Below are 22,052 nucleotides of genomic sequence, written 5' to 3'. Positions count from 1 at the left end.
GAGGGCCTGGTCGACCAGGCGCTGGTCGTCGGCGTTGAGACCGATCACGGCCGGGCCGAGCTCGCTCAGCACCCCGGCGACGGCCTTTTCGACGCCCTTGCCGAGGTAGCGGCTGCCGCCGTCACGGAGCTCGACGGCCTCGTGCTCACCGGTGGAGGCGCCGGACGGAACCGCGGCGCGGGCGGCGGAGCCGTCGTCGAGCGCCACCTCGACCTCCACGGTCGGGTTGCCCCGGGAGTCGAGAATTTCTCGCGCTGCAATCTGCTCGATGACGGGCACTGGCGTCTCCTCGGTGGTGCTGGCTGCGGACTGGTCGTGCAAGGAGACAGCCTAGAGCGTGCGGATTCCTCACGCCGAGACAGACGGCGGGAGAGCTACAGGGAGTGCCCTTCGGCGTAGGCGGTGGCCCAGTCGCGCACCGTCCTGGCGTACTGGTCGGAGAGGTTGTAGGCCCGCAGCGCGTCCATCCAGCCGCGGGGAGTGGCGAGGTCCTTGCCGCGCCAGCACAGGTATCCCGCCGCCGACAGGGCTGCGTCGTCGACGTTGTCGGCGCTGACGACGCCGTCGTTGTTGGCGTCGACGCCGTAGAGCTCCCACGTGGCGGGGATGAATTGCATGGGACCCATCGCGCGGTCCATCTGGGGGTCGCCGTCCAGCGTCCCGCCGTCGGTGTCGGGGATGGACATGTTGCCGAGCGACCCGTCGAGTCGGACACCGCGGATCGGCGGGGTGACGTCACCGTCGGGGGCGACGGTCGCACCGCGGTAGGTGCCGTGATGGCTCTCGACCATTCCGATGCCCGCGAGCGTCGTCCATGCCAGGTGGCACTTGGGGTTCTCGACCTCGGCGACGCGCGCCGCGTAGGCGTAGGCCTCCAGTGAGGTCGCCGGGATGCCGAGCGCGGCCGAGCGTTCCGAGGCCCATTCGCGCAGCTGGTCGGCGGGGCGCCCCTTGGCGTGCGTGTCGACCTGCGGCACGGGATCACCCGGCGGGGGCGGGACGCCCTCGGGGATCGGGATGCCCGTCTGCCACGAGCACGACGAGGCCATTAGCAGAGCCGTAGCGACGACAACCGCGACGGCCCGCAGCCAACGCACTGGCGACACCGGACTCCCTCGAACATTCGGACTCCAGCCATCGTCCCATGCGTCCGGCACTGCCCCGTTTCACCGCGTTTGGCGGGGCGCGCCGCTCCGGCGATCGGCTTGCTAAGGTGAGCCACACCTAGCTATGGCTAGCCAACACTTGGGTACCCACCCATTCGCAGCGAGGACGAGTGCATGACCGCGGTCGGAGACCTCTCGGTGTCGCTGATTGCTGCCGGGCCCAGCGTCACCTCTCAACTCTTCGGCAGCGCGCTCATCGGAGTCCGCGAAGGCTTGGAAGCCGCCATCGTCGTCACGATTCTGGTCGCGTTCCTGGTCAAGTCCGACCGTCGCGACGCCCTCAAGTGGGTCTGGCTGGGCGTCGGCGGGGCGATCGTCATGACCGTCGCGGTGTTCCTCGCCATTCAACTCGGCAGGAACACCATCTCCGGCCTTGGCGCCGAGGCCATTGCCGGTGTCGCGTCGCTGATCGCCGTCGCCATCGTCACCACGATGGTGCTTTGGATGCGCAAGGCCGCCGCAAGCATGTCCGGGCAGCTCCGTGGCGAGATGTCCAAGGCACTCGAGGCGGGCGCGTTCGCCGTGCTGTCGTTGTCGTTCCTCGCCGTCGGCCGTGAAGGCGTCGAGACCGCACTGTTCATGGTCGGCTTCGCCGAGGCCAAGACGCTCTGGCCGCTGACGGGTCTGATCATCGGCGTCCTCGTCGCCGTCGTGATCGCGTTCGCGATGTACGTCGGCGCGTTGCGGATCAACCTTGCGAAGTTCTTCTCCTACACCGGCGCGTTCCTCGTCGTCGTCGCCGCGGGCATCCTGTCCTACGGCATCGGGGCGCTGCAGACCGTCGGCTGGCTGCCCGGCCTGACCAGCCGCCCGTTCGACATCAGCTCGTGGTTCGACTGGTCGTCCTGGTACGGCCAGGTCATCCAGGGCGTCTTCAACGTCACCCCGACGCCTACCTGGCTGCAATTCCTCGGCTGGACGTCCTACCTCGTCGTCGTCCTCATCATCTTCCTGCGCCCCACCAAGGCGCCCACGAAGCCGGCGGACACTCCTACGCCGGACTCCCCTTCCACCAGTTCCGATCTCACTCCAGAGTCGGAGCGCCCCACCGCATCCGAAAGGTCCAACACGTGAACGTCTCTCCTCTAACTGCGAGGACGGGCGCTGCCGCAGCGGCCGCCCTGATGACGGGCCTCTCCCTGGTGGGTTGCCAGGCCAAGGAGGCCGAGACCCCGGCCAGCAGCGGCGCGAACGCGCCCGCGCAGATCACGGTGAACGCCTCCGACACGACGTGCGAGCTGTCGGGCACCGAAAGCACCACCGGCCCAAGCACCTTCGTCATCACCAACAACGGGACCAAGGTCACCGAGTTCTACGTCTACGGTGAGGGCGACCGCGTGATGGGCGAGGTCGAGAACATCTCCCCCGGACTCGAGCGCAAGCTCATCGTGCAGCTCAGCGAGCCGGGCAAGTACCAGACCGCGTGCAAGCCGGGCATGATCGGCGACGGCCTCCGTGGCGACTTCACCGTCACCGGTGACGCGGTCCAGATCGACACCGAGGGCAAGTTCAAGGAAGCCGCCGACAACTACAAGCGGTACGTGAACAGCCAGACCGAGGCGCTGATCCCGGCAGTCGACGTGTTCGTCGCCGCCGTCAAGAAGGGCGACGTCAACGCCGCCAAGGCCCAGTTCCCCATCGCCCGCACGTACTACGAGCGCATCGAGCCCGTCGCCGAGTCGTTCCCCGACGATCTCGATCCGCGCATCGACCTCCGCGAGGCCGACCTGGAGCCCGGCCAGAAGTGGACCGGCTTCCACGCGCTGGAGAAGCAGCTGTGGGTCACCGGGCTGCAGCCCGACGCCAACGCACTGGCCGATCAGCTGGCCGCCGACGTCAAGGAGCTCAACGACGGCGTGAAGGCACCCGACTTCACCGTCGACTCCACCCAGATCGCCGGTGGCGCGCAGGGTCTGCTCGACGAAATCGCGTCCAGCAAGATCAGCGGTGAAGAGGACATCTTCAGCCACACCGACCTGTGGGACTTCGAAGCCAACCTGCAGGGCTCGCAGACCGCGGTGTCGTCGGTGCGACCGATCCTCGACGAGCGCAACCCCGACCTCGGCAAGAAGGTCGACCAGCGCTTCGCCGAATCCGAGGCGCTGCTGCAGAAGTATCGCCAGGGCGACGGATTCGTGTTGTACGACACCGTGACCGAACCACAGCGCCAGGAACTCTCCCGCTCGATCGACGCATTGAGCAAGGAAGTCAGCCAGGTACAGGGTGTCATCGCAGGCCAGTAACCGCCCAGACGATGCGCCGGACTCGACGTCCGGCGCATTGTCGCGCCGAAAGTTGTTCGGCGCGGCGGGAGTCACCGCCGCGGTGGTCGGAGCGGCAGGCGCCGGTGCGCTGGCCGGCCGCGCGTCGGCGTCCAGCACCGCCACCGAGGAGCTCCAAAGCTCGGTGCCGTTCCGCGGCGAGCGTCAAGCGGGCATCGTAACCGCGGCTCAGGACCGGATGCACTTCTGCTCCTTCGACGTCACCACCGACGACCGCGAGGACGTCGTGGCGATGCTCAAGGAGTGGACGGCCATGGCGGAGCGCCTGACGCTCGCCGAGGAGGCCGTCAAGAACGGCGCCGTAGGCCTCAACCCCTACGCGCCGCCCGCGGACACCGGTGAGGCACTTGGCCTTCCGGCATCGCAGCTGACCCTCACCGTCGGTTTCGGACCGACGTTCTTCACCAAGGACGGCAAGGACCGGTTCGGCGTCGCCGACAAGCGACCCGAAGCGTTGATCGATCTGCCCAAGTTCCCGAACGAGACGATGGACCCGGCCAGGAGTCACGGCGACATCTGCGTCCAGGCCTGCGCGAACGATCCTCAGGTCGCGGTGCACGCCATCCGCAACCTGGCCCGCGTCGCGTTCGGCACGGCGGCGGTGCGCTACTCGCAGCTGGGCTTCGGCCGCACGTCGTCGACCACCCGCGACCAGTCCACGCCGCGAAACCTGTTCGGGTTCAAGGACGGAACGGCCAACATCAAGGCCGAGGACACCGGTGCGCTCGACAAGAACGTCTGGGTCGCCGACGGCGACGGCCCGGCATGGATGACCGGCGGTTCCTACCTGGTGACCCGCCGCATCCGGATGCGCATCGAGAATTGGGACCGCACCACGCTGCTGGAGCAGGAGCGGGTCATCGGACGCCTCAAGGGCAGCGGTGCACCGATCGGCTACGCCGACGAGTTCGCCGCCCTCGACTTCACCACCAAGAGCTCGAAGGGCACCCCGCTCATCGACATGGACGCCCATGTGCGACTGGCGTCGAAGGAGAACCTCAACGGCATCGAGATCCTGCGTCGCGGGTACAACTTCACCGACGGCACGGACGGTTTCGGCCATCTCGACGCCGGCTTGTTCTTCATCGCGTTCGTGCGCGACGCCCGAACGTCATTCGTCCCCATGCAGATGGAGCTTTCGCGACGCGACGCGCTCAACGAGTACATCACCCACACGGGCACTGCGCTGTTCGCCTGCCCACCGGGACTGCGCGAGGGTGACACGTCGGCCTACTGGGGTTCGACCCTGCTGTCCTGATCGTTCCCCCGGGCCTCACCGCCCCCCGCCGAACGTGTAGTTGTGCACCACTTTTCGGCCGTCTGCCGCACACAACTGCACACTCGGCGGAGATCAGGACGGCCAGTGGGCACGCCACTCCTCTTCGGTGACCCCGCCGAGCTGAGCGTCCTCGAGATCGGTGCCACCCCGACTGGCGAGGATGCTCTGCTCCACCGTACGGACGACGTCGACGAAGTCCAACGCCTGTGCGCGGACGGCGTTCTCGGGATCGCTGCCGTAGGTCGCGCCGATCGCCGTCAAACCCTCTGGCATCAGATCGGCGGGCAGACCGGCCGCGGTGACCCGCTCGATCACCTTCTGCGCCAACGCCAACGCCGGCTGAGCGGTGGGCACGTCGTCCATCACGGAACTGCGCGCCTTCACCTTCACTTCGAGAGCCTTGCGCTCTTCCCACTGCGCCAGCTGGTCGTCGAGCGAAATCGCCTCTCCGGCAAGCACTGCCGGGACCCGGTTGCCAAGCTTGCGGACCAGCGCGTCGGCGACGTCGTCGATGCCGAACGGCGACTCGGAGTCCTCGGCGATCCGCGCCTGGAACAGCACTTGCAACAGCACGTCGCCGAGCTCTTCGCGCAGCTCGTCGGCGTTGCCGCTGCGCACGGCGTCGAACAGCTCGTAGGTCTCCTCGAGCAGGTAGCGGCGTAGCGATTCGTGGGTCTGCTCGCGCTCCCACGGACCCGCCGTGCGCAGGGTGTCCATGATCGCCACCGCGTCGACGAGTCGCTCGCCGGATGGCGGTGCAGGCGTGCAGATCAGCGTCGCCCCCGCCGCCAGGCGGGCCCTGACCACCGGGTGGTTCGGATCGGACGACAGCAGCACCGGGGCGTCCTCACCGAGATACACCGGCCGGGCCGCTGGCAGCGACCACGGCACCCGCACCGGCATCTCCTCGGTGTACTGCACGTCCCCGGCGAGCAGCGCGACGGCCTCGACGGGCATCGACGACGGACGCCGCGGGTCGACGAGCACCACGGTCGACGCGGCCGCTTCTTCGCTCACGAGACCGCACCTCCCAGGTCGGTGACGTCGAAATCCGTTTGCGGCCTTCCGTCCAACGCCAGCAGCAGACCCGCCACCACGCGCAGCATCTCTGCGTCGCGCACCCGCGGTGCGCCGATGCCACCCTCGGCCCGCGGAATCGGGATCGTGATGGTCGACGTCGTCGCACGGTAGGTCGCCGACGGATGCATCCGCTTGAGCCGCATCTGCTGAGAGTCGAGCAAGGCCAACGGAGTGACGCGAATCGTCGTCGCGGACGCCGTCACCTCGGTCACGCCGTACTGGCGGCACAGCAGGCGGAGGCGGGCGGCCGCCACCAGCAGCAGGGCGGGCTCGGGCAGCGGCCCGTACCGGTCGACCAACTCCTCGACGACGCCGACGATCGCCGCCTCGTCCTGGGCGGCCGCCAGCCGACGGTAGCCCTCGAGCCGCAGCCGGTCGCTGCCGATGTACTCCGGTGGCAGGTTGGCGTCGACCGGCAGGTCGATCCGCACGTCCTTCGGTTCCTCAACGGCGGCAACGGTATTGCCGTCGACCACGGCTCGATAGGCTTCGACGGCCTCGCCGACCAGCCGCACGTAGAGGTCGAAGCCGACGCCCGCGACGTGACCGGACTGCTCGGCACCGAGAACGTTTCCCGCGCCGCGGATTTCGAGGTCCTTCATGGCCACCGCCATGCCCGCGCCGAGTTCGTTGTTCTGCGCGATGGTCGCCAACCGGTCGTAGGCGGTCTCGGTCAGCGGCACCTCGGGCGGGTACAGCATGTAGGCGTAGCCGCGCTCACGGCTGCGCCCGACCCGGCCACGCAACTGGTGCAGCTGCGAGAGGCCGAACGTGTCGGCGCGCTCGACGATCAGGGTGTTGGCGTTCGAAATGTCAAGGCCCGTCTCGACGATCGTGGTGCACACCAGGATGTCGAACTCCCGGTTCCAGAAACCCTCGACGGTGCGCTCCAGTTGCTCCTCTGGCATCTGCCCGTGCGCAACCACCACGCGCGCCTCCGGGACGAGGGCGCGCACTCTGGCGGCCGCGGAGTCGATCGACTTCACGCGGTTGTGAATGTAGAACGCCTGGCCGTCGCGGAGCAGTTCGCGCCGCAGCGCCGCGCCGACCTGCTTGTCGTCGTGCGGCCCGACGTAGGTCAGGACGGGGAACCGCTCCTCGGGCGGGGTGAGGATCGTCGACATCTCGCGGATGCCGGCCAGGCTCATCTCCAAGGTTCGCGGAATTGGCGTGGCGCTCATGGTCAGAACGTCGACGTGGGTGCGCATCGACTTGATGTGTTCCTTGTGCTCGACGCCGAACCGCTGCTCTTCGTCGACGACGACCAGCCCGAGGTCCTTCCACGTGACGCCGGTCTGCAGCAGTCGGTGCGTGCCGATCACGATGTCGACCGAGCCGTCCTTCATGCCCTCGATGACCTTGCGCGACTCGGCGTTGTCGGTGAACCGGGACAGCCCCTTCACCGTCACCGGGAAGCCGGACATGCGCTGGGAGAACGTCTGAAGATGCTGATCGGCCAGCAGCGTGGTGGGCACCAGCACCGCCACCTGCTTGCCCGCCTGCACCGCCTTGAACGCCGCGCGCACCGCGATCTCGGTCTTGCCGTAGCCGACGTCACCACAGATCACGCGGTCCATCGGGACGGGCTTCTCCATGTCGGACTTGACCTCGGTGATCGCGGTCAGCTGGTCGACGGTCTCGGTGAACCCGAACGCGTCCTCCATCTCCGACTGCCAGGGGGTGTCCGGTCCGAAGGCGAAGCCGGGCGCGGCTTGTCGCTTGGCGTACAGCGTCACCAGCTCGCCCGCGATCTCGCGAACGGCCTTGCGCGCCTTGGTCTTCGTGTTGGCCCAATCGCTGCCGCCGAGCTTGCTCAGCGACGGCTCCACACCGCCGACGTAGCGGGACAGCTGGTCGAGCGAATCCATCGGGACGAACAGCTTGTCCGATCCGCCGCCCCGTTTGGCCGACGCGTACTCCAGCACCAGGTACTCGCGGCGGGCACCTCCGATGATGCGCTCCACCATCTCCACGAACCGCCCGATGCCGTGCTGGTCGTGCACGACGAGGTCGCCCGCGGTCAGCGCCAGCGGGTCGACGACGTTGCGGCGCTTGGCGGCCAGCCGCTTGCCCTCGGTGGCCGCAGCCCGGTTGCCGGTCAGGTCGGTCTCGGTGATGACGACGAGGTTTGCCCCGGGCAGCACCACGCCGTCGCGCAGCGGGCTCTTGAGCACGCCGACCACGCCCGGCTTCGGCACGTCGCCGGGAGCCAACATCGAAGCGGGCGTGTCGGATTCGCCCAATTGCTCGACGATGCGCTGGGCGGTGCCCGCGCCGGGTGTCACGACGGCGGCCAGGCCACCGGTCGTCACGTGGGCCCGCAGCATGGCGAACATCTCGTCGAGGTTGTTCTGCTGTCCGCGCGCCGACGGCGCCGAGCGAATGTCGAGCTCGGTTGCCGACCCGTCGGCCAGCTGACTCAACGTCCACCACGGGTGCCCGCCGACTGCGGCGTTGGCCCGGACGTCGGCAAGCTCCCGGAAACCGGAGCCGCCCAGTGCTTCGAGGTCGATCGGCGCGTCGGCCCCCATCGCCGCGACCGACCAGGACGCCTCGAGGAACTCCTGCCCCGTCTTGATCAGATCGGCCGCGCGGGTGCGGACCTTCTCGGGATCGCACACCAGCACCGGCGCCGCGGCGGGCAGATGGTCCGACAGCAGTGACAGCTCCGTCGGCCGCAGGACCGGAAGCAGCGCCTCCATGCCGTCGGACGGAATGCCCTCGGCGAGCTTGGCCAACATGTCGCTGACCGTCCCGGTGACGCGGTTGTCGTCGTGGGGTTGGTCCAGCGACAGCGCCGCTGCCCGCTTGCGCACCTCGTCGGTCAGCATCAGCTCGCGGCACGGGAGGGCGATCATCGAGTCCACGGCGATGTCGGGGATCGACCGCTGGTCGGCGACGGAGAACATCCGCATCTCCGAGACCTCGTCACCCCAGAACTCGACGCGGACGGGATGCTCGGCGGTCGGAGGGAAGACGTCGAGGATGCCGCCGCGGACGGCGAACTCGCCGCGCTTGCCGACCATGTCCACCCGCGTGTAGGCCAGCTCGACCAGCCGCTCCAGGATGCCGTCGAACTCGGCGTCCTCGCCGACCGTCAGCGTCACCGGCTCGACGTCGGCGAGATCCGGCGCCATCGGCTGCAGCAGCGACCTCACCGTGGTGACCACGACCCGCAGCGGCACGCCGAGACGTTGGTCCTCTGGCCTGGCCAGCCGGCGAAGCACCATCATCCTGGCGCCGACCGTCTCGACCCCCGGCGAGAGCCGCTCGTGCGGCAGGGTCTCCCAGGAAGGGAACATCGCGACCGCGTCCCCGAGCACCGCGCGAAGTTCGGCGGTCAGGTCGTCGGCCTCCCGGCCGGTGGCGGTGACGACGAGCAGCGGGCCCGCGTCGGCCATCGCCGCGGCGACGAAGAGCCGCGCACTGGCGGGTCCGACGAGGGCGAGTTCCGCGGTGGCGTCGGCGGCGCGGCGGGTGAGCTCGGCCAGACCTGGGTCGGACAGCGCGAGACGCACCAGGCCCGCCATCGGGGTCTGGACATGGGGGTGCCCCGATGTAGTCATTGTGCTCCCAGTCTAGTCGTCATCGCGTCGTGAACCACGAGTGGCCACTCAGCCCGCGGTGACGTCGAAAAAGCGTGTGTCAACTGGCCATTCGAGGCGCCCGCTAGTGCTGGTCGTGCAGTTCCGGGTCGGCTTCGAGGTGGGTCAGCCCGTTCCACATCAGGTTGACCAGGTGCGCGGCGACGACTTCCTTCTTCGGCTCCCTGGTGTCCAGCCACCACTGCGCCGTCATCGACACCGAGCCGACGAGCGCTTGCGCGTACAGCGGCGCGAGCTCGGGGTCGAGCCCGCGGCGGGAGAAGTCGCCGGCCAGGATCGACGCCACCTGGCTCACGGCGTCGTTGAGAAGGCTCGAATACGTGCCGGAGGCGATGCTGGCCGGCGAGTCGCGGATGAGGATGCGGAAGCCGTCGGTGCGTTCCTCGACGTAGGTCAGCAGGGCCAACGCCACCCGCTCGACCCGCACCCGGGACCGGTTGTTGGTCAGCGACGAGGTGATGCCGTCGAGCAGGGCGGACATCTCCCGGTCGACGACGACGGCGTAGAGGCCTTCCTTGCCGCCGAAGTGCTCGTACACCACCGGCTTGGAGACATTGGCCCGTTGGGCGATCTCCTCGATGGACGTCGCGTCGTACCCGCGCTCGGCGAACAACGACTTGGCGATCTCGACCAACTGCTGGCGTCGTTCGGTCCCCGTCATGCGCGCGCGAGGCGCGCGCACTTCCTTCTCCGGCGCTGCCACGCAGCCAGCCTAGGCGAGTCGACTAAAGTCACTCCCGCAGTCCGTCGTGGTGTAATCGGCAGCACCTCTGATTTTGGTTCAGATAGTTCAGGTTCGAGTCCTGGCGACGGAGCACGAGGCTGCGATTTCGGCGTGCTCAGCGGCGGTGAGCGCCGCTGATCACGCCCAAATCGCACGAAGGAGCCCACCACATGGCGACACGAGGCGAAACCGCCGTCATCGTCCTGGCCGCAGGCGCCGGCACCAGGATGAAGTCCGACATCCCCAAGATGCTGCACACGCTGGCCGGCCGCAGCATGCTGTCGCACACCCTGCACGCGATCGCCAAGGTCTCGCCGCAGCACCTCGTCGTCGTCGTCGGCATGGGCCGCGACCACGTCATCCCCGCGGTCAACGGGCTCGCCGACGACCTCGGCCGCCCCATCGAGATCGCCGTCCAGGACGAACAGCTGGGTACCGGCCACGCCGTCGCATGTGGGCTCGCCGCCATCCCGTCCGACTTCTCCGGCACCGTGATGGTCACCGCGAGCGACGTCCCCCTCCTGGACTCCGACACCCTCGCCGGGCTCATCGACGACCACGTCAGCCGGTCGACCGCCGCCACGCTGCTGACCACCACGCTTGCCGACCCGAGCGGCTACGGCCGGATCCTGCGCACGCAGGACGGGGAGGTGACGAGCATCGTCGAACAGGCCGACGCGACGGCGTCGCAGCGGGCGATCCGGGAGGTCAACGCCGCGGTCTACGCCTTCGACGCCGACGCGCTGCGCTGGGCGCTGACGCAGCTGCGATCGGACAACGCCCAGCGCGAGCTCTACCTCACCGACGCCGTCGAGATCCTGCGCCGCGAGCACAAGAGCGTCCGTGGGCGCCACGTCGACGACAGTGCCCTGGTCGCCGGGGTCAACGACCGCGTCCAGCTGTCCGAGCTGCACGCCGAGCTCAACCGTCGCATCGTCGCCGCGCTGCAGCGCAGCGGCGTGACCGTGGTCGACCCCGCCACCACCTGGATCGACGTGGACGTCACCGTCGGCATCGACACCGTCATCGCCCCCGGCACGCAGTTGCTCGGCACCACCCGCATCGGGGCGCGCTGCCAGATCGGCCCGGACACCACCCTCACCGGCGTCACCGTCGGCGACGGCGCGACCGTCATCCGCACTCAGGGCATGTCGTCGGTGATCGGTGACGACGCCGTCGTCGGCCCGTTCGCCTACCTGCGGCCCGGCACCGAGCTCGGCGCCGAAGGCAAGATCGGCACCTTCGTCGAGACCAAGAACTCGACCATCGGCGCAGGCACCAAGGTGCCGCACCTGACCTACGTCGGCGACGCCGACATCGGCGAGCGCACCAACATCGGCGCCTCAAGCGTGTTCGTCAACTACGACGGAGAAGTCAAGCAGCGCACCACGATTGGGTCGCACGCCAAGACCGGATCGGACAACATGTTCGTCGCTCCGGTGACGATCGGCGACGGTGCGTACACCGGCGCAGGCACCGTCGTCCGGGAGGACGTGCCGCCCGGCGCGCTGGCCGTCTCGGCTGGACCGCAACGCAACATCGAGGGCTGGGTGGAACGCAAGAGGCCGGGCAGCGCGGCGGCCGAAGCCGCCCGCAAGGCCGCCTCGGGAAGCGACCCTTCGGACACCTGACGTTGGCATTCTGGCAACCCGGCCACGCGCCCCCAGAATCGCTACGTACGATTGGCCCCCGTATCGATCCCCGACGGCAAAGGCAGCTTCGACGTGGCCACGGACTGGACCGACAATCGCAAGAACCTGATGTTGTTCTCGGGTCGCGCGCATCCTGAGCTTGCCGAACAAGTCGCCAAGGAGTTGGACGTCAGCGTCACCGCGCAGACGGCCCGCGACTTCGCGAACGGCGAGATCTTCGTGCGCTTCGACGAGTCGGTGCGCGGCTGCGACGCCTTCGTGTTGCAGTCCCACCCCGCGCCACTGAACAAGTGGCTGATGGAACAACTGCTGATGATCGACGCGCTCAAGCGCGGCAGCGCCAAGCGCATCACGGCGATCCTGCCGTTCTACCCCTACGCCCGCCAGGACAAGAAGCACCGCGGCCGCGAGCCCATCTCGGCGCGACTGGTCGCGGACCTCTACAAGACGGCGGGCGCCGACCGGATCGTGTCGGTCGACCTGCACACCGACCAGATCCAGGGCTTCTTCGACGGCCCCGTCGACCACATGCGCGGGCAGTCGCTACTGTGCGGTTACATCCGCGACAACTACGCCAGCCACGACATGGTCGTCGTCTCCCCCGACTCAGGCCGGGTGCGCGTCGCCGAGAAGTGGGCCGACTCGCTCGGCGGTGTCCCGCTGGCCTTCATCCACAAGACACGTGACCCGCTGGTGCCCAACCAGGTGAAGTCCAACCGGGTGGTCGGCGACGTCAAGGGCAAGACCTGCATCCTGACCGACGACATGATCGACACCGGCGGCACGATCGCCGGCGCGGTCAAGCTGCTCAAGCAGGACGGTGCCGCCGACGTCGTCATCGCCGCCACCCACGGCGTGCTCTCCGACCCGGCCCGCGACCGGCTGGCCGAAAGCGGTGCGCGCGAAGTGGTCGTCACCAACACGCTGCCCATCGGCGAGGACAAGATGTTCCCGCAGCTGACCGTGTTGTCGATTGCGCCCCTGCTGGCCAGCACCATCCGCGCGGTATTCGAGAACGGCTCTGTGACGGGACTGTTCGACGGGGATGCCTGAGATGGCTTCGGTTGAAGGCGTCATCTATCACAACCCGAAGTGCTCGACGTCGCGCAAGACCCTTGAGCTGCTGCGCGACAACGGCATCGAGCCGACGGTGATCCAGTACCTGAAGACGCCTCCGACCCGCGCGGAGGTGGCAAAGCTGATCGCCGACGCCGGCATCCCGGTGCGGGCCGCCGTGCGCAAGCGCGAGGCGGTGTACGCCGAGCTCGGGCTCGCCGAGGCCTCCGACGACGAGTTGCTCGACGCCATCGCCCAGCACCCGATCCTGCTCGAGCGCCCGTTCGTGGTCACTGCCAAGGGCACCCGGCTGGCTCGCCCGATCGACGACGTCCGCGAGATCCTGTGACCCTGCGGCGCTGCGTCGGCGTGGTGGCCGCGGCGCTGGTCCTGGCCGGTTGCTCCTCGGCAGGTCAGGACACCGCGACGTCGACCTCGTCGTCCACCTCGGCCCCGACGAGCGACACGCCCACGATGACGCCCGCACCGCCGCCCACCGGCGCGCCGACCGACCGGCCGCAGGGATTCCGCGACTACCTCGCCTCGATCAACGTCACCGGCGCCCCCGTGCACCTCGACCAGGCCCCCGGCCTGACGATCACCGTGCCCGTCCCCGACGGCTGGGCGCAGACCAACGACCCGCTCTTCTCGACCGGCGTCGAATTCGTGCAGCCGGTCGGCCAGACGGGCAACGCGCCGTCGGTGACGCTGATGGCCGTCGAACTCACCGGTCCGTTCGACCCGAAGGACGCCATCCGGCACGCCAACGCCGACGCGCTGCCGCCGGCCGCCACCGACGTCACCGAGTCCTTCGACGACTACGACGGCTTCCCGTCGGCCGCGGCTCAGGGCGTCACCGGCACCACGCAGCACTACAACCGCATCGTCCTCGCCGACGTCCCCTCGACCGGCAAGCGTTACCTCGCGCAGCTCACGGTGACCACGCCCACCGATCAGCAGATCGCGGCGAACCCGCCGTTGAAGGGCATCGTGACCGGCTTCAAGGTGGCGGTCTCCTGAAGACCGTGGCCGGGGTCGCCGGAGCCGTGATCGCCCTCCTCGTGGCCGGGTGCGGGCCGTCGTCCCCCGACTACAAGTCGATCTGGACGACGACCACGTCGACGACCACCACCGCGCCGAACACCGACAAGCCCATCTCGCTGTCGACGTACTTCGAGAACATCGGCATCACCGGCGCGCCCGTCGCGCCCGACAAGCTGACCGACCTGACGGTGACCGTGCCAGAGCCGCCGGGCTGGAAGCCGTACTTCAACGTGAATCTCTCGCCGGGCACCCGGACGATCGCCAAGGGCGACACCTACCCGACGGCGATGCTCCTGGTCTTCCAGCTCGACGGGAACTTCGACGTCGCCGAGGCGCTCAAGCACGCCAACGGCGACGCCGAACTGTCGGCCAACTTCAAGCAGCTCAACGCGTCCACCGACAACTTTCGGGGCTTCCCGTCGTCGATGATCGAGGGCACCTACGACCTCAACGGCCAACGGATGCAGAGCTACAACCGGATCGTCTTCGCCGAGGGCACCCCCGCGCGCGCCAACCTGCCCGGCCAGAGGTATCTGGTTCAGCTCACCGTGACGGCGTTCGCCAACGAGGCCCAGGCCGACGGACCCGACATCGAGGCGATCATCAAGGGGTTCACCGTCGCCAAGAAGTAGCCGCGGCGCACCCCGGCATAGGGTGGCGCCATGACCGACTGGACTGCCGCAGACCTTCCCTCGTTCGCCGGACGCACCGTGATCGTCACCGGCGCCAACAGTGGACTCGGCGAGGTCACCGCCCGAGAGCTCGCACGGGTGGGCGCCAAGGTGGTCGTCGCGGTACGCAACCTGGACAAGGGCAACGCCGCCGCGGCCGCCATGCCGGGCGACGTCGAGGTCCGCAAGCTCGACCTACAGGACCTGTCCTCGGTGCGGGAGTTCGCCGCCAGCGTCGACGTCGTCGACGTCCTGGTCAACAACGCCGGCATCATGGCCGTGCCGTACGCGCAGACCGTCGACGGCTTCGAAAGCCAGATCGGCACCAACCACCTCGGCCACTTCGCCCTGACCAACCTGCTGCTGCCCAAGGTCTCCGACCGGGTCGTGACGGTGTCGTCGATGATGCACCTGATCGGCAAGATCAGCATCAAGGACCTGAATTGGAAGGCGCGGCCGTACTCGGCCTGGCTGGCCTACGGCCAGTCCAAGCTCGCCAACCTGCTGTTCACCAGCGAGTTGCAGCGGCGACTCGAGGCGGCCGGCTCGGTGGTAACCGCGGTCTCGGCCCACCCTGGGTACTCGGCGACCAACCTGCAGGGCCACACCGGCGGAAAGCTGAGCGGCCAGCTCATGTCGATGGGCAACAGGTTCGCCACCGACGCCGACTTCGGCGCGCGACAGACCCTGTTCGCCGTGTCGCAGCCCCTACCCGGTGACGCCTTCGTCGGCCCGAGGTTCGGGATGGCCGGGCCAACCGGGTTGTCCGCGCGCAGCCCGCTGGCACGCAACGCGAAGACCGCGGCCGCCCTGTGGGACCTCTCCGAGCAGCTCACGGGCACCAAATTTTCGGTCTGAGCGTCCGGTGCGCTAGCCTTGGCGACGATCACGGCGAGGGTGGACCGCTCGGACCACCGTTATCGACGAGAAACCGATTCGCAGCTGAAGCTGCTTCCAGTCGCCCTCACCGTGCCACCACTGAAAACGGCACAGGAGCGACACACATGGCCAAGACTGCGGCCCACGCATCGAACAATCTGACCGCTGAGGTCCGCACCAAGACCGGCAAGGGCGCGTCGCGTCAGGCCCGTCGCGACGGCAAGGTGCCCGCGGTGCTCTACGGCCACGGCGCCGATCCCCAGCACCTGACGCTCCCCGCCCGCGAGTTCTCCGCCGTGCTGCGTAACTTCGGCACCAATGCCGTGCTGACCCTCGACATCGACGGCACGGAAGCGCTTGCGCTGCCAAAGGCCATCGAGATCCACCCGATCCGTCGCAACATCCAGCACGTCGACCTGATCATCGTCCGTCGCGGCGAGCGCGTCACCGTCGAGATCAGCGTCACCGTCGAAGGCGACGCCGGCCCGGACACCCTGGTCAACCAGGAGTCCAACACCATCGAGATCGAGTCCGACGCGATGTCCATCCCGGAGAGCCTGACCCTGTCGGTCGAGGGCATCCCGGCGGGCACGCAGTTCCTCGCCTCGCAGATCCCGCTGCCCGAGGGCGTGACGCTGATCTCGGATCCCGAGCTCTTGGTCGTCAACGTGATCCCGGCGCCGACTGCGGCGGATCTCGAATCCGAGGGTGCAGGCGAGGCCACCGACGCGCCCGCCGCCGCAGCCCCGAGCGAGGACGACTCCGACAGCTCCGAGTCCGAGTAGTCACCGGTGGCCGAACCACTTCTGGTGGTCGGCCTTGGCAACCCCGGACCGCGATACGAGACGACGCGGCACAACTTGGGCTTCCTCGTCGCCGACATCCTGGCCGATCGCATCGGTTCGGGGTTCAAGGTGCACAAGAAGTCGGGCGCTTTAGCGACCACTGGTCGCCTCGGCGGCCGGTCGGTCGTGCTCGCCAAGCCGCGTACCTACATGAACGAGTCCGGGCGCCAGGTCGGTCCGCTGGCGAACTTCTACTCGGTGGCCCCTGCCGACGTCATCACCATTCACGATGAACTGGACATCGACTTCGGTCGGATCCGGCTCAAGCTAGGTGGTGGCGAGGGCGGCCACAACGGGTTGCGTTCGGTGGCTTCTGCGCTGGGCACCAAGGACTTTCAACGGGTGCGCGTCGGGGTTGGCCGCCCGCCCGGCCGCAAGGATCCCGCGACGTTCGTGCTGGAGAACTTCAGCGCCGCCGAGCGCCCGGAGGTCGGCTTGATCTGCGAGCAGGCCGCCGACGCCACCGAGCTGTTGATCGAGTTGGGGCTGGAGACGGCGCAGAACATCGTGCACGCCTGGTAGCCCCCTCCCACCCCGATTTCGGCGCGTAAACGGTTGCCCACCAGCGAACGTTTACGCGCCGAAATCGCCGTTAGCCGCGGCCGGTGATGCCGCTGTCGACCACCTTGGTCGGCTTGTGCGGGTAGCGCTTTTCGGCGTGGGCCTTGGCCGCGGAGTTAGGCAGCACGTACAGCGTCTCCCGTTTGGCCTGAAGCGGTTTGAGCACCAGGTCCATGAAGCCCTTGCGGTCCTCGAGGTATGGCTCGATGACGTCCTCCCCCGCCGGGCACACCGCGAGGCAGTAGGCCGCCTTGTAGTTCGCCTTGAACGACAGGCTCTGCCACATCGAGGCGTTCTCCGAATCGGTGACGCGCGACCGGAAGTCGGCGGCGTCGGTGCTGTCGGCGATGGTCTGCACGTAGTCGGTGAAGCCGCCCATGAACTCGCGGTAGTTGTGCACCGAGCACGCGACGAAGTCGAATTCGCCGTCCTTGCCGATCGCCCCCACGGGGCACGCCGCGACGCACAGCTTGCATTCCAGGCACGGCGAGTAGTCAAGCGGCTCACCATAACTGGTGACCGGAGCGTCGACCAGGATGGTCGCCAGCAGGATGAAGTTGCCGAACTTCGGGTGGATCACGTTGCGGTGGATGCCCATGACGCCAAGCCCGGACGCCACCGCGACGGGCTTGTGCGCGACGACCCAGATACGGCCTGGGAAGTTGTCCATCTCCATCGGGAAGGTCGCCGACGGATTCAGCGCTCGGTGGCCGGCGTCCTGCAGGGCCCGGGTGATCCGATGGGCGGCCTCGTTGATGATCTCGCCGGTGCGGTGGAACTCCTGATTGGCGACGCTGCGCGCCGGTGAGCGGACGTTGTCCCGGTTCATCCGCACGACCAGTGAGATGAAGCTCTTGGTGCCGGGCAAGGCGGATTCGACGTGTTCGCGTTCGGAGGCGAGATCGGGATTCTCGACGCTGGCGAACGCGACGTCGTCGGCACCGGCGGAAAGGCAGATCTCGCGCAGCCAGTCTGCGTCGATCACCGCGGGGGGTGGTTCCGCCTTGTTGGCGAGCACCTTTCGCACGGTGGGATGGTTGGCGATTCGTCCAGCCACGCGGTCCGTCATGCTAGGTATAGTACACAATATCTAGCTTCCGTAAGGAACTGATTGAAGTCCGTCAGGATTGCGTAGAGACCCTCGCCGCGGCCGTCCGCCGGGCGTAGACCTGAACCATGAACGACACGACGACCAGACCCCGCTGGCGGCGACTACTCGACGGCGGACACACCTGGGGCTCACTTCAGGTCTCCCCCACCCGCTACGGCATCACCCGCTACCGACTGGTGGTCTTCCCGCCGGGGACCTCCGCCGACGACCGGATGCTGCTGCGCATCTGGCGGGCCTGGCCGACCTGGGGCATGGCGACGTTCCTCATCCTGGAGATCCTCTTGGTGCCCGCCCTCGGAGCCGTTGCGGCGCTCTGGATCTCCGCGACCGTCTTCCTCGGCGCGGGCGCGGTGGTCATGGCGATGACGGCGACCACCCGCGGCGACGTCCGCACCATGACCGCGATCCGGCGGGCGGGTGTCCACGACCCCCTGGCCGCCGAGCAGTTCGTCGAGTTCTACGTGCTGGCCCACGAGCTGGTCGAGGCGGACTGCAGGCTCGCCGCCGGTGAGATCCAGCCCGTCGAACACGAGCTCCTGGTGTGGCGCGTCTACGACCGGATGGGCACCGACATCCGGGCACGCATGGACGCCGAACGCGGTTAGGCGAGAAGGGTCGTCGGCATCAGCAAAGGTGCGACAATGAGCCGTGGGCGACTTCGTTACGCTGCACCGCGACGTGCTTGGCAGTTTCATGAAGGTCGTCGAGGCGTTGGGGGGCCGACCAGATCTCGACGAGGTACTCGAACTGATCGCCCACGCGGTGGTCGACGTGATCGGATTCGACGCCGTCGCCGTCAACATCCTCACCCCTGCCGATGAGCTCCAGGTGCGCACCGTCGTCGGGCCCCCCGAACTGGAGACACTCCGCGGCGGGACGATGTCCCGCACTGGCTGGCTCGAGCTTCTCGACTCCGGTGCGAAATGGGGTGAACTGCGATTCCTACGGTCGATCGAAGTCGACGAGGCCGTACCCCACGCCGATCCGTGGCCCGAAAGGTTCGTCGAAAGCCAACCGGACCACGATGATCGCGACACCGAGCCGTGGCGCCCGGAGTTCGCCCTTTTGGCGCCAATGCGGGGATCATCCAATCAGCTGCTAGGCGTCATCAGCGTCGACCTGCCACGGTCGGGGCGCACGCCCGATGCCGAGCAGCAGGCCCTTCTGGAGCTCTTCGGCAGCCATGCTGGCGCTGCGGTGGAGCGGGCCCACGCGTTCGACATCGCCAACGACCGCGCCAGCCTGTACCGCACGGCATTCGCCGCGTCTCCGGCGCCGACGGCAATCCTGGACGGCGCGTTACGACTCGTCGACGTCAACGGCTCCCTCCTCGACCTGATGGATGCGCTGGAGGTCGACGTGTTGGGACGCACGCTCGCCGACATCGTCGACCTCGACAATCCCGAACGTGTGTCAGCCCTGCTCGCAACACTCGACTCCGAGGAGGGCGTCGTCCTCGGCGAGGAGATTGCCCTCCGGCACCCGCGCGGGCACCCCTGGGAACGTTGGGTCTACGTCGCGGTGCGCCGGGTCGACGGAATCACCTTCGGGGCCAGATACCTGTGCACTGTCGCCGATCGGACCGCCGACCGGATCTCGATGAACGAGATGCGCCGCCGAGCCGAACACGACGAGCTGACCGGGCTCAAGGTCCGGGCCCTCGGCCTGCAGGAACTTGAACGACGTTGTGCCGCCTTGACTTCCGAGCCGAATCTCGAGCTGGGCGTGGTGGCTCTACTCTTCTGCGACCTGGACAACTTCAAGGCCGTCAACGACACGGACGGCCACTTCGCCGGCGACCAGGCACTCACGGACGTCGCACGCTGCCTGCTTCGGCAAGCCAGGGCCGACGACGTGGTATGCCGTTGGGGCGGGGACGAATTCGGCGTAATCGCGACGCGGCCCTCCACGGCCGACATCGTCGAGTTGGCGAACGGCCTCGTGGAAGGAGTGCGGTCGCTGGCGACCGCCCCACAGGCCCACGGCCCCTTGCGGCACCTCGGGCTGTCGGTGGGAGTGGCCGTCACCGACCGAACGGCAAGTCCACACGCCGTCGTGGTCGCCGCGGATGCCGCGCTCTACCGCTCGAAGGCACACGCCACCGAGGCAGTACACGTACAGACGTTGTAGCGGCTCAATCCGACGTGCGGCGCGCGTACGCATCGCCGACTTACCGCCGAACGTGGACTTGCGCTACGCGAATCCGCACACCGGCGTGACGGAAGTCCACGTTCGGCGCACCGGTGGGGGCGCTATGTGACCAGCGACACCGAGTTCGCGCGGCGCAGCTTGCCCGACGGCGTCTTCGGAATGGTGCCGGGTCCGAGGACTACGACGTTGCGGGGCCGGACGTCGACCTCGGTGACGACCTCGTGGGCGACCTGGTGCTCGATGCGTCGCACCTCGATCGGGTCCTCCCAGGCGTTGGACTCCACGGCGACGGCGAACGTCTCACGCGAGTGTCCCGCGTCGAGCCGGACGGCGACGGCGCAGCCGGGCCGGACGCCCTTGACGCGGCCCGCGGCCCGCTCGATGTCGGTCGGGTAGATGTTGCGGCCCGCCATGATGATGACGTCCTTGACGCGACCGCACACGACGATGTGGCCGTTCTCCATCTGGTAGCCGAGGTCGCCGGTGTCGTACCAGCCGTGCTGGTCCTGCGCGGGCAGGAAACCGCCCATGGTGATGTAACCGGGGGTCAAAGATTCCCCGCGAAGCTCGATGACGCCGACGCCGCGCGCAGGCATGATCTCGCCGTGCTCGTCGACGACGCGGGCCTCGAGGTCGCGCAGCAGCGGGCCGAGCGAGGCCAACCGCCGGGTGTTGCCCTTGGTGGACGGCACCGCGCGTCGCAGAGCGGCCAGCAAGTCGGCGTCGACCTCGTCGACCACCAGGCCTGCGCCGCACTCGGAGAACGACACCGCCAGCGTCGTCTCGGCCATGCCGTAGGCCGGCAGGATCGCCTTGGGGCTGAGCCCGAACGGCTTGCCCGCGTCGAGTAGGTCCTCGACGTCGGCGGGCTCGACCGGCTCCGCGCCCGACAGCGCGAACCGCAGCGTCGACAGGTCGAACTGGCCCGGCTCGGCCTGATTGCGCAGCCGCTTGGCGAACAGCGCGTAGGCGAAGTTGGGCGCCGCGGTCATGGTGCCCTTGTACTTGTCGATCAACTTGGCCCACAGCAGCGTGTCGCGCAGGAAGTCCATCGGCGTGACCTTGACCAGCTCGGCCCCGAAGTACATCGGGATCGTCAGGAAGCCGACCATGCCCATGTCGTGGAAGCAGGGCAGCCAGCTGACCATGACGTCCTTGGTGACGTCGTATTCGGCGCCGATGAACATCGCCTCGGCGTTGGAGTGGATGTTGCGGTGCGTGATCTGAACGGCCTTCGGCGAGCCGGTCGAGCCGGACGTCAGCTGCATCAGCGCGAGGTCGTCCTCGTCGGTCTCGACGGGATCGATCGGCTCGGCCTTCAGCAGTTCGCCGACGACGAGGACCTTCACGCCCTTTTCCTCGAGCACCGGGATGGCGACCAGGAACGGCTCGGAGACGATGACGGCCGTCGCCTCGATCATTCCGATGACGTTCATCGTGTCCTGCGCCCAGACGACGAGGTCGGTGCGGGGCGTCGGCTGGTGCAGCATCGTGAGGCTGGCGCCGCGCATCCAGAGCGCCTGCGCCGTCGGGGCGATCTCGACGGGGTAGCCGGCAAGCACGCCGACGGCGTCCCCGGGTCCCACGCCGGCCGCGGCCAGCCCGCCCGCGATGCGCCGTGCGCGTTCGTGGACTTCACCCCAGGTGTGTCGCACCGGTTCGTGCGGCTCACCGGTCACCATGCCCGTGCTGACGGTCGCAGCATTGCGGTACATCTTGTCGGTAAACCTGCTCACGACAACCTCCTGGATCTGGGGAGCCCGCCGTGGGCCCCAGTGTTGGACGTGAAGCCAACGCGCGCTGTTCCATGTTCCACCCGTTCACGCGCGCGTTCCGCGAGGAACGTGCACACGATTGGGGTGCGATTACGTCTCGAAATGGGTGCGGTGAGGTTTGCTCCGACGGACTGGGCCGGGTCTGTGTCGCCGCTGTTCGATCGCCCACCG

Annotated in this window: 19 protein-coding genes, 1 tRNA gene and 1 pseudogene; 14 read left to right on the top strand and 7 right to left on the bottom strand. The window is 68.2% G+C overall.

Translation table 11 applies throughout. The annotated features are described in order from the left end of the window. Together B1790_RS10780 and B1790_RS10775 are read right to left on the bottom strand one after the other, a co-directional pair. Positions 1-279 (bottom strand): annotated as a pseudogene (locus tag B1790_RS10780) (enolase); the annotation flags it as partial. Between the two features lie 95 nt (positions 280-374). Then, complete coding sequence (locus B1790_RS10775) at positions 375-1,106, bottom strand: lytic transglycosylase domain-containing protein (protein WP_079923212.1); 732 nt, start codon at positions 1,104-1,106, stop codon at positions 375-377. A gap of 174 nt (positions 1,107-1,280) precedes the next feature. On the opposite strand from B1790_RS10775, the gene efeU reads away from it, so the two are divergent. From efeU to efeB, 3 genes are read left to right on the top strand one after another with little or no spacing between them, the layout of a single operon-like run. Beyond that, a complete protein-coding gene (gene efeU, locus B1790_RS10770; protein WP_079923211.1) occupies positions 1,281-2,240 on the top strand; it encodes an iron uptake transporter permease EfeU in 960 nt (319 codons plus the stop codon). Between the two features lie 50 nt (positions 2,241-2,290). After that, positions 2,291-3,409 (top strand): iron uptake system protein EfeO, encoded by a 1,119-nt coding sequence (gene efeO, locus B1790_RS10765; RefSeq protein ID WP_079923210.1) that lies wholly within the window; start codon positions 2,291-2,293, stop codon positions 3,407-3,409. Next, the gene (efeB, locus tag B1790_RS10760; RefSeq protein ID WP_079923209.1) at positions 3,390-4,706 is read left to right on the top strand and encodes an iron uptake transporter deferrochelatase/peroxidase subunit; all 1,317 of its coding nucleotides are present in this window, start codon (positions 3,390-3,392) and stop codon (positions 4,704-4,706) included. Before efeO ends, efeB begins: the two co-directional genes overlap by 20 nt. A 93-nt stretch (positions 4,707-4,799) precedes the next feature. On the opposite strand, the gene B1790_RS10755 is transcribed toward efeB, so the two are convergent. From B1790_RS10755 to B1790_RS10745, 3 genes are all read right to left on the bottom strand, one after another. Continuing rightward, entirely contained in the window at positions 4,800-5,684 is an 885-nt protein-coding gene (locus B1790_RS10755) for a nucleoside triphosphate pyrophosphohydrolase (protein WP_079923214.1), read from the bottom strand. A gap of 56 nt (positions 5,685-5,740) precedes the next feature. Continuing rightward, entirely contained in the window at positions 5,741-9,373 is a 3,633-nt protein-coding gene (gene mfd, locus B1790_RS10750; protein ID WP_079923208.1) for a transcription-repair coupling factor, read from the bottom strand. 103 nt (positions 9,374-9,476) lie between these two features. Continuing rightward, positions 9,477-10,073 carry a TetR/AcrR family transcriptional regulator gene (locus B1790_RS10745; protein ID WP_162253325.1) on the bottom strand — a complete coding sequence of 199 codons (597 nt, stop codon included), beginning with the start codon at positions 10,071-10,073 and terminating at the stop codon, positions 9,477-9,479. A gap of 82 nt (positions 10,074-10,155) precedes the next feature. Here B1790_RS10745 and B1790_RS10740 point away from each other — a divergent pair. The 9 genes from B1790_RS10740 to pth all read left to right on the top strand — a co-directional run bounded on the left by B1790_RS10740 (position 10,156) and on the right by pth (position 16,805). Then, a tRNA-Gln gene (locus B1790_RS10740) sits at positions 10,156-10,227 on the top strand. 79 nt (positions 10,228-10,306) lie between these two features. Further along, positions 10,307-11,767, top strand: coding sequence for a bifunctional UDP-N-acetylglucosamine diphosphorylase/glucosamine-1-phosphate N-acetyltransferase GlmU (gene glmU / locus B1790_RS10735; protein WP_079923207.1), 1,461 nt, complete (start codon positions 10,307-10,309; stop codon positions 11,765-11,767). Between the two features lie 93 nt (positions 11,768-11,860). Next, positions 11,861-12,841 carry a ribose-phosphate diphosphokinase gene (locus tag B1790_RS10730; RefSeq protein ID WP_056558882.1) on the top strand — a complete coding sequence of 327 codons (981 nt, stop codon included), beginning with the start codon at positions 11,861-11,863 and terminating at the stop codon, positions 12,839-12,841. 1 nt (position 12,842) lies between these two features. After that, positions 12,843-13,193 carry an arsenate reductase (glutaredoxin) gene (gene arsC / locus B1790_RS10725; protein WP_079923206.1) on the top strand — a complete coding sequence of 117 codons (351 nt, stop codon included), beginning with the start codon at positions 12,843-12,845 and terminating at the stop codon, positions 13,191-13,193. Beyond that, entirely contained in the window at positions 13,190-13,864 is a 675-nt protein-coding gene (locus B1790_RS10720; protein ID WP_079923205.1) for an LpqN/LpqT family lipoprotein, read from the top strand. Before arsC ends, B1790_RS10720 begins: the two co-directional genes overlap by 4 nt. After that, positions 13,861-14,520, top strand: a complete 660-nt coding sequence (locus B1790_RS10715) for an LpqN/LpqT family lipoprotein (RefSeq protein ID WP_079923213.1) — start codon at positions 13,861-13,863, stop codon at positions 14,518-14,520. The genes B1790_RS10720 and B1790_RS10715 overlap by 4 nt, the downstream gene beginning before the upstream one ends. A gap of 30 nt (positions 14,521-14,550) precedes the next feature. Then, positions 14,551-15,417 carry an oxidoreductase gene (locus tag B1790_RS10710; protein WP_079923204.1) on the top strand — a complete coding sequence of 289 codons (867 nt, stop codon included), beginning with the start codon at positions 14,551-14,553 and terminating at the stop codon, positions 15,415-15,417. A gap of 146 nt (positions 15,418-15,563) precedes the next feature. Further along, positions 15,564-16,223, top strand: a complete 660-nt coding sequence (locus B1790_RS10705) for a 50S ribosomal protein L25/general stress protein Ctc (RefSeq protein ID WP_079923203.1) — start codon at positions 15,564-15,566, stop codon at positions 16,221-16,223. A gap of 6 nt (positions 16,224-16,229) precedes the next feature. Beyond that, positions 16,230-16,805, top strand: coding sequence for an aminoacyl-tRNA hydrolase (gene pth / locus B1790_RS10700; RefSeq protein ID WP_079923202.1), 576 nt, complete (start codon positions 16,230-16,232; stop codon positions 16,803-16,805). A gap of 70 nt (positions 16,806-16,875) precedes the next feature. Here the strand turns inward: pth and B1790_RS10695 are convergent, their stop codons facing one another. Continuing rightward, entirely contained in the window at positions 16,876-17,913 is a 1,038-nt protein-coding gene (locus B1790_RS10695) for an epoxyqueuosine reductase (RefSeq protein WP_079923201.1), read from the bottom strand. Positions 17,914-18,020: 107 nt separating this feature from the next. On the opposite strand from B1790_RS10695, the gene B1790_RS10690 reads away from it, so the two are divergent. After that, entirely contained in the window at positions 18,021-18,560 is a 540-nt protein-coding gene (locus B1790_RS10690; protein ID WP_079923200.1) for a DUF6611 family protein, read from the top strand. Between the two features lie 43 nt (positions 18,561-18,603). Further along, complete coding sequence (locus tag B1790_RS10685) at positions 18,604-20,085, top strand: diguanylate cyclase domain-containing protein (protein WP_079923199.1); 1,482 nt, start codon at positions 18,604-18,606, stop codon at positions 20,083-20,085. 122 nt (positions 20,086-20,207) lie between these two features. Here B1790_RS10685 and B1790_RS10680 read toward each other — a convergent pair whose 3' ends face one another. Further along, a complete protein-coding gene (locus tag B1790_RS10680; protein WP_079923198.1) occupies positions 20,208-21,842 on the bottom strand; it encodes a fatty acyl-AMP ligase in 1,635 nt (544 codons plus the stop codon). Positions 21,843-22,052 lie beyond the last annotated feature (210 nt).

It is taken from the genome of Mycobacterium sp. AT1, from assembly GCF_002043095.1.
In the GTDB taxonomy this organism is placed as follows: Bacteria; Actinomycetota; Actinomycetes; order Mycobacteriales; family Mycobacteriaceae; genus Mycobacterium.
This window is presented reverse-complemented; position numbering and strand designations above follow the sequence as displayed.

Excerpts from the sequence above, each read along its gene's own strand:
- glmU (WP_079923207.1), top strand. The coding sequence starts at position 10,307 with ATGGCGACACGAGGCGAAACCGCCGTCATCGTCCTGGCCGCAGGCGCC.
- B1790_RS10695 (WP_079923201.1), bottom strand. The coding sequence starts at position 17,913 with ATGACGGACCGCGTGGCTGGACGAATCGCCAACCATCCCACCGTGCGA.
- B1790_RS10705 (WP_079923203.1), top strand. The coding sequence starts at position 15,564 with ATGGCCAAGACTGCGGCCCACGCATCGAACAATCTGACCGCTGAGGTC.
- B1790_RS10745 (WP_162253325.1), bottom strand. The coding sequence starts at position 10,073 with ATGACGGGGACCGAACGACGCCAGCAGTTGGTCGAGATCGCCAAGTCG.
- efeU (WP_079923211.1), top strand. The coding sequence starts at position 1,281 with ATGACCGCGGTCGGAGACCTCTCGGTGTCGCTGATTGCTGCCGGGCCC.
- B1790_RS10690 (WP_079923200.1), top strand. The coding sequence starts at position 18,021 with ATGAACGACACGACGACCAGACCCCGCTGGCGGCGACTACTCGACGGC.
- B1790_RS10710 (WP_079923204.1), top strand. The coding sequence starts at position 14,551 with ATGACCGACTGGACTGCCGCAGACCTTCCCTCGTTCGCCGGACGCACC.
- arsC (WP_079923206.1), top strand. The coding sequence starts at position 12,843 with ATGGCTTCGGTTGAAGGCGTCATCTATCACAACCCGAAGTGCTCGACG.
- B1790_RS10755 (WP_079923214.1), bottom strand. The coding sequence starts at position 5,684 with ATGCCCGTCGAGGCCGTCGCGCTGCTCGCCGGGGACGTGCAGTACACC.
- efeO (WP_079923210.1), top strand. The coding sequence starts at position 2,291 with ATGACGGGCCTCTCCCTGGTGGGTTGCCAGGCCAAGGAGGCCGAGACC.
- mfd (WP_079923208.1), bottom strand. The coding sequence starts at position 9,373 with ATGACTACATCGGGGCACCCCCATGTCCAGACCCCGATGGCGGGCCTG.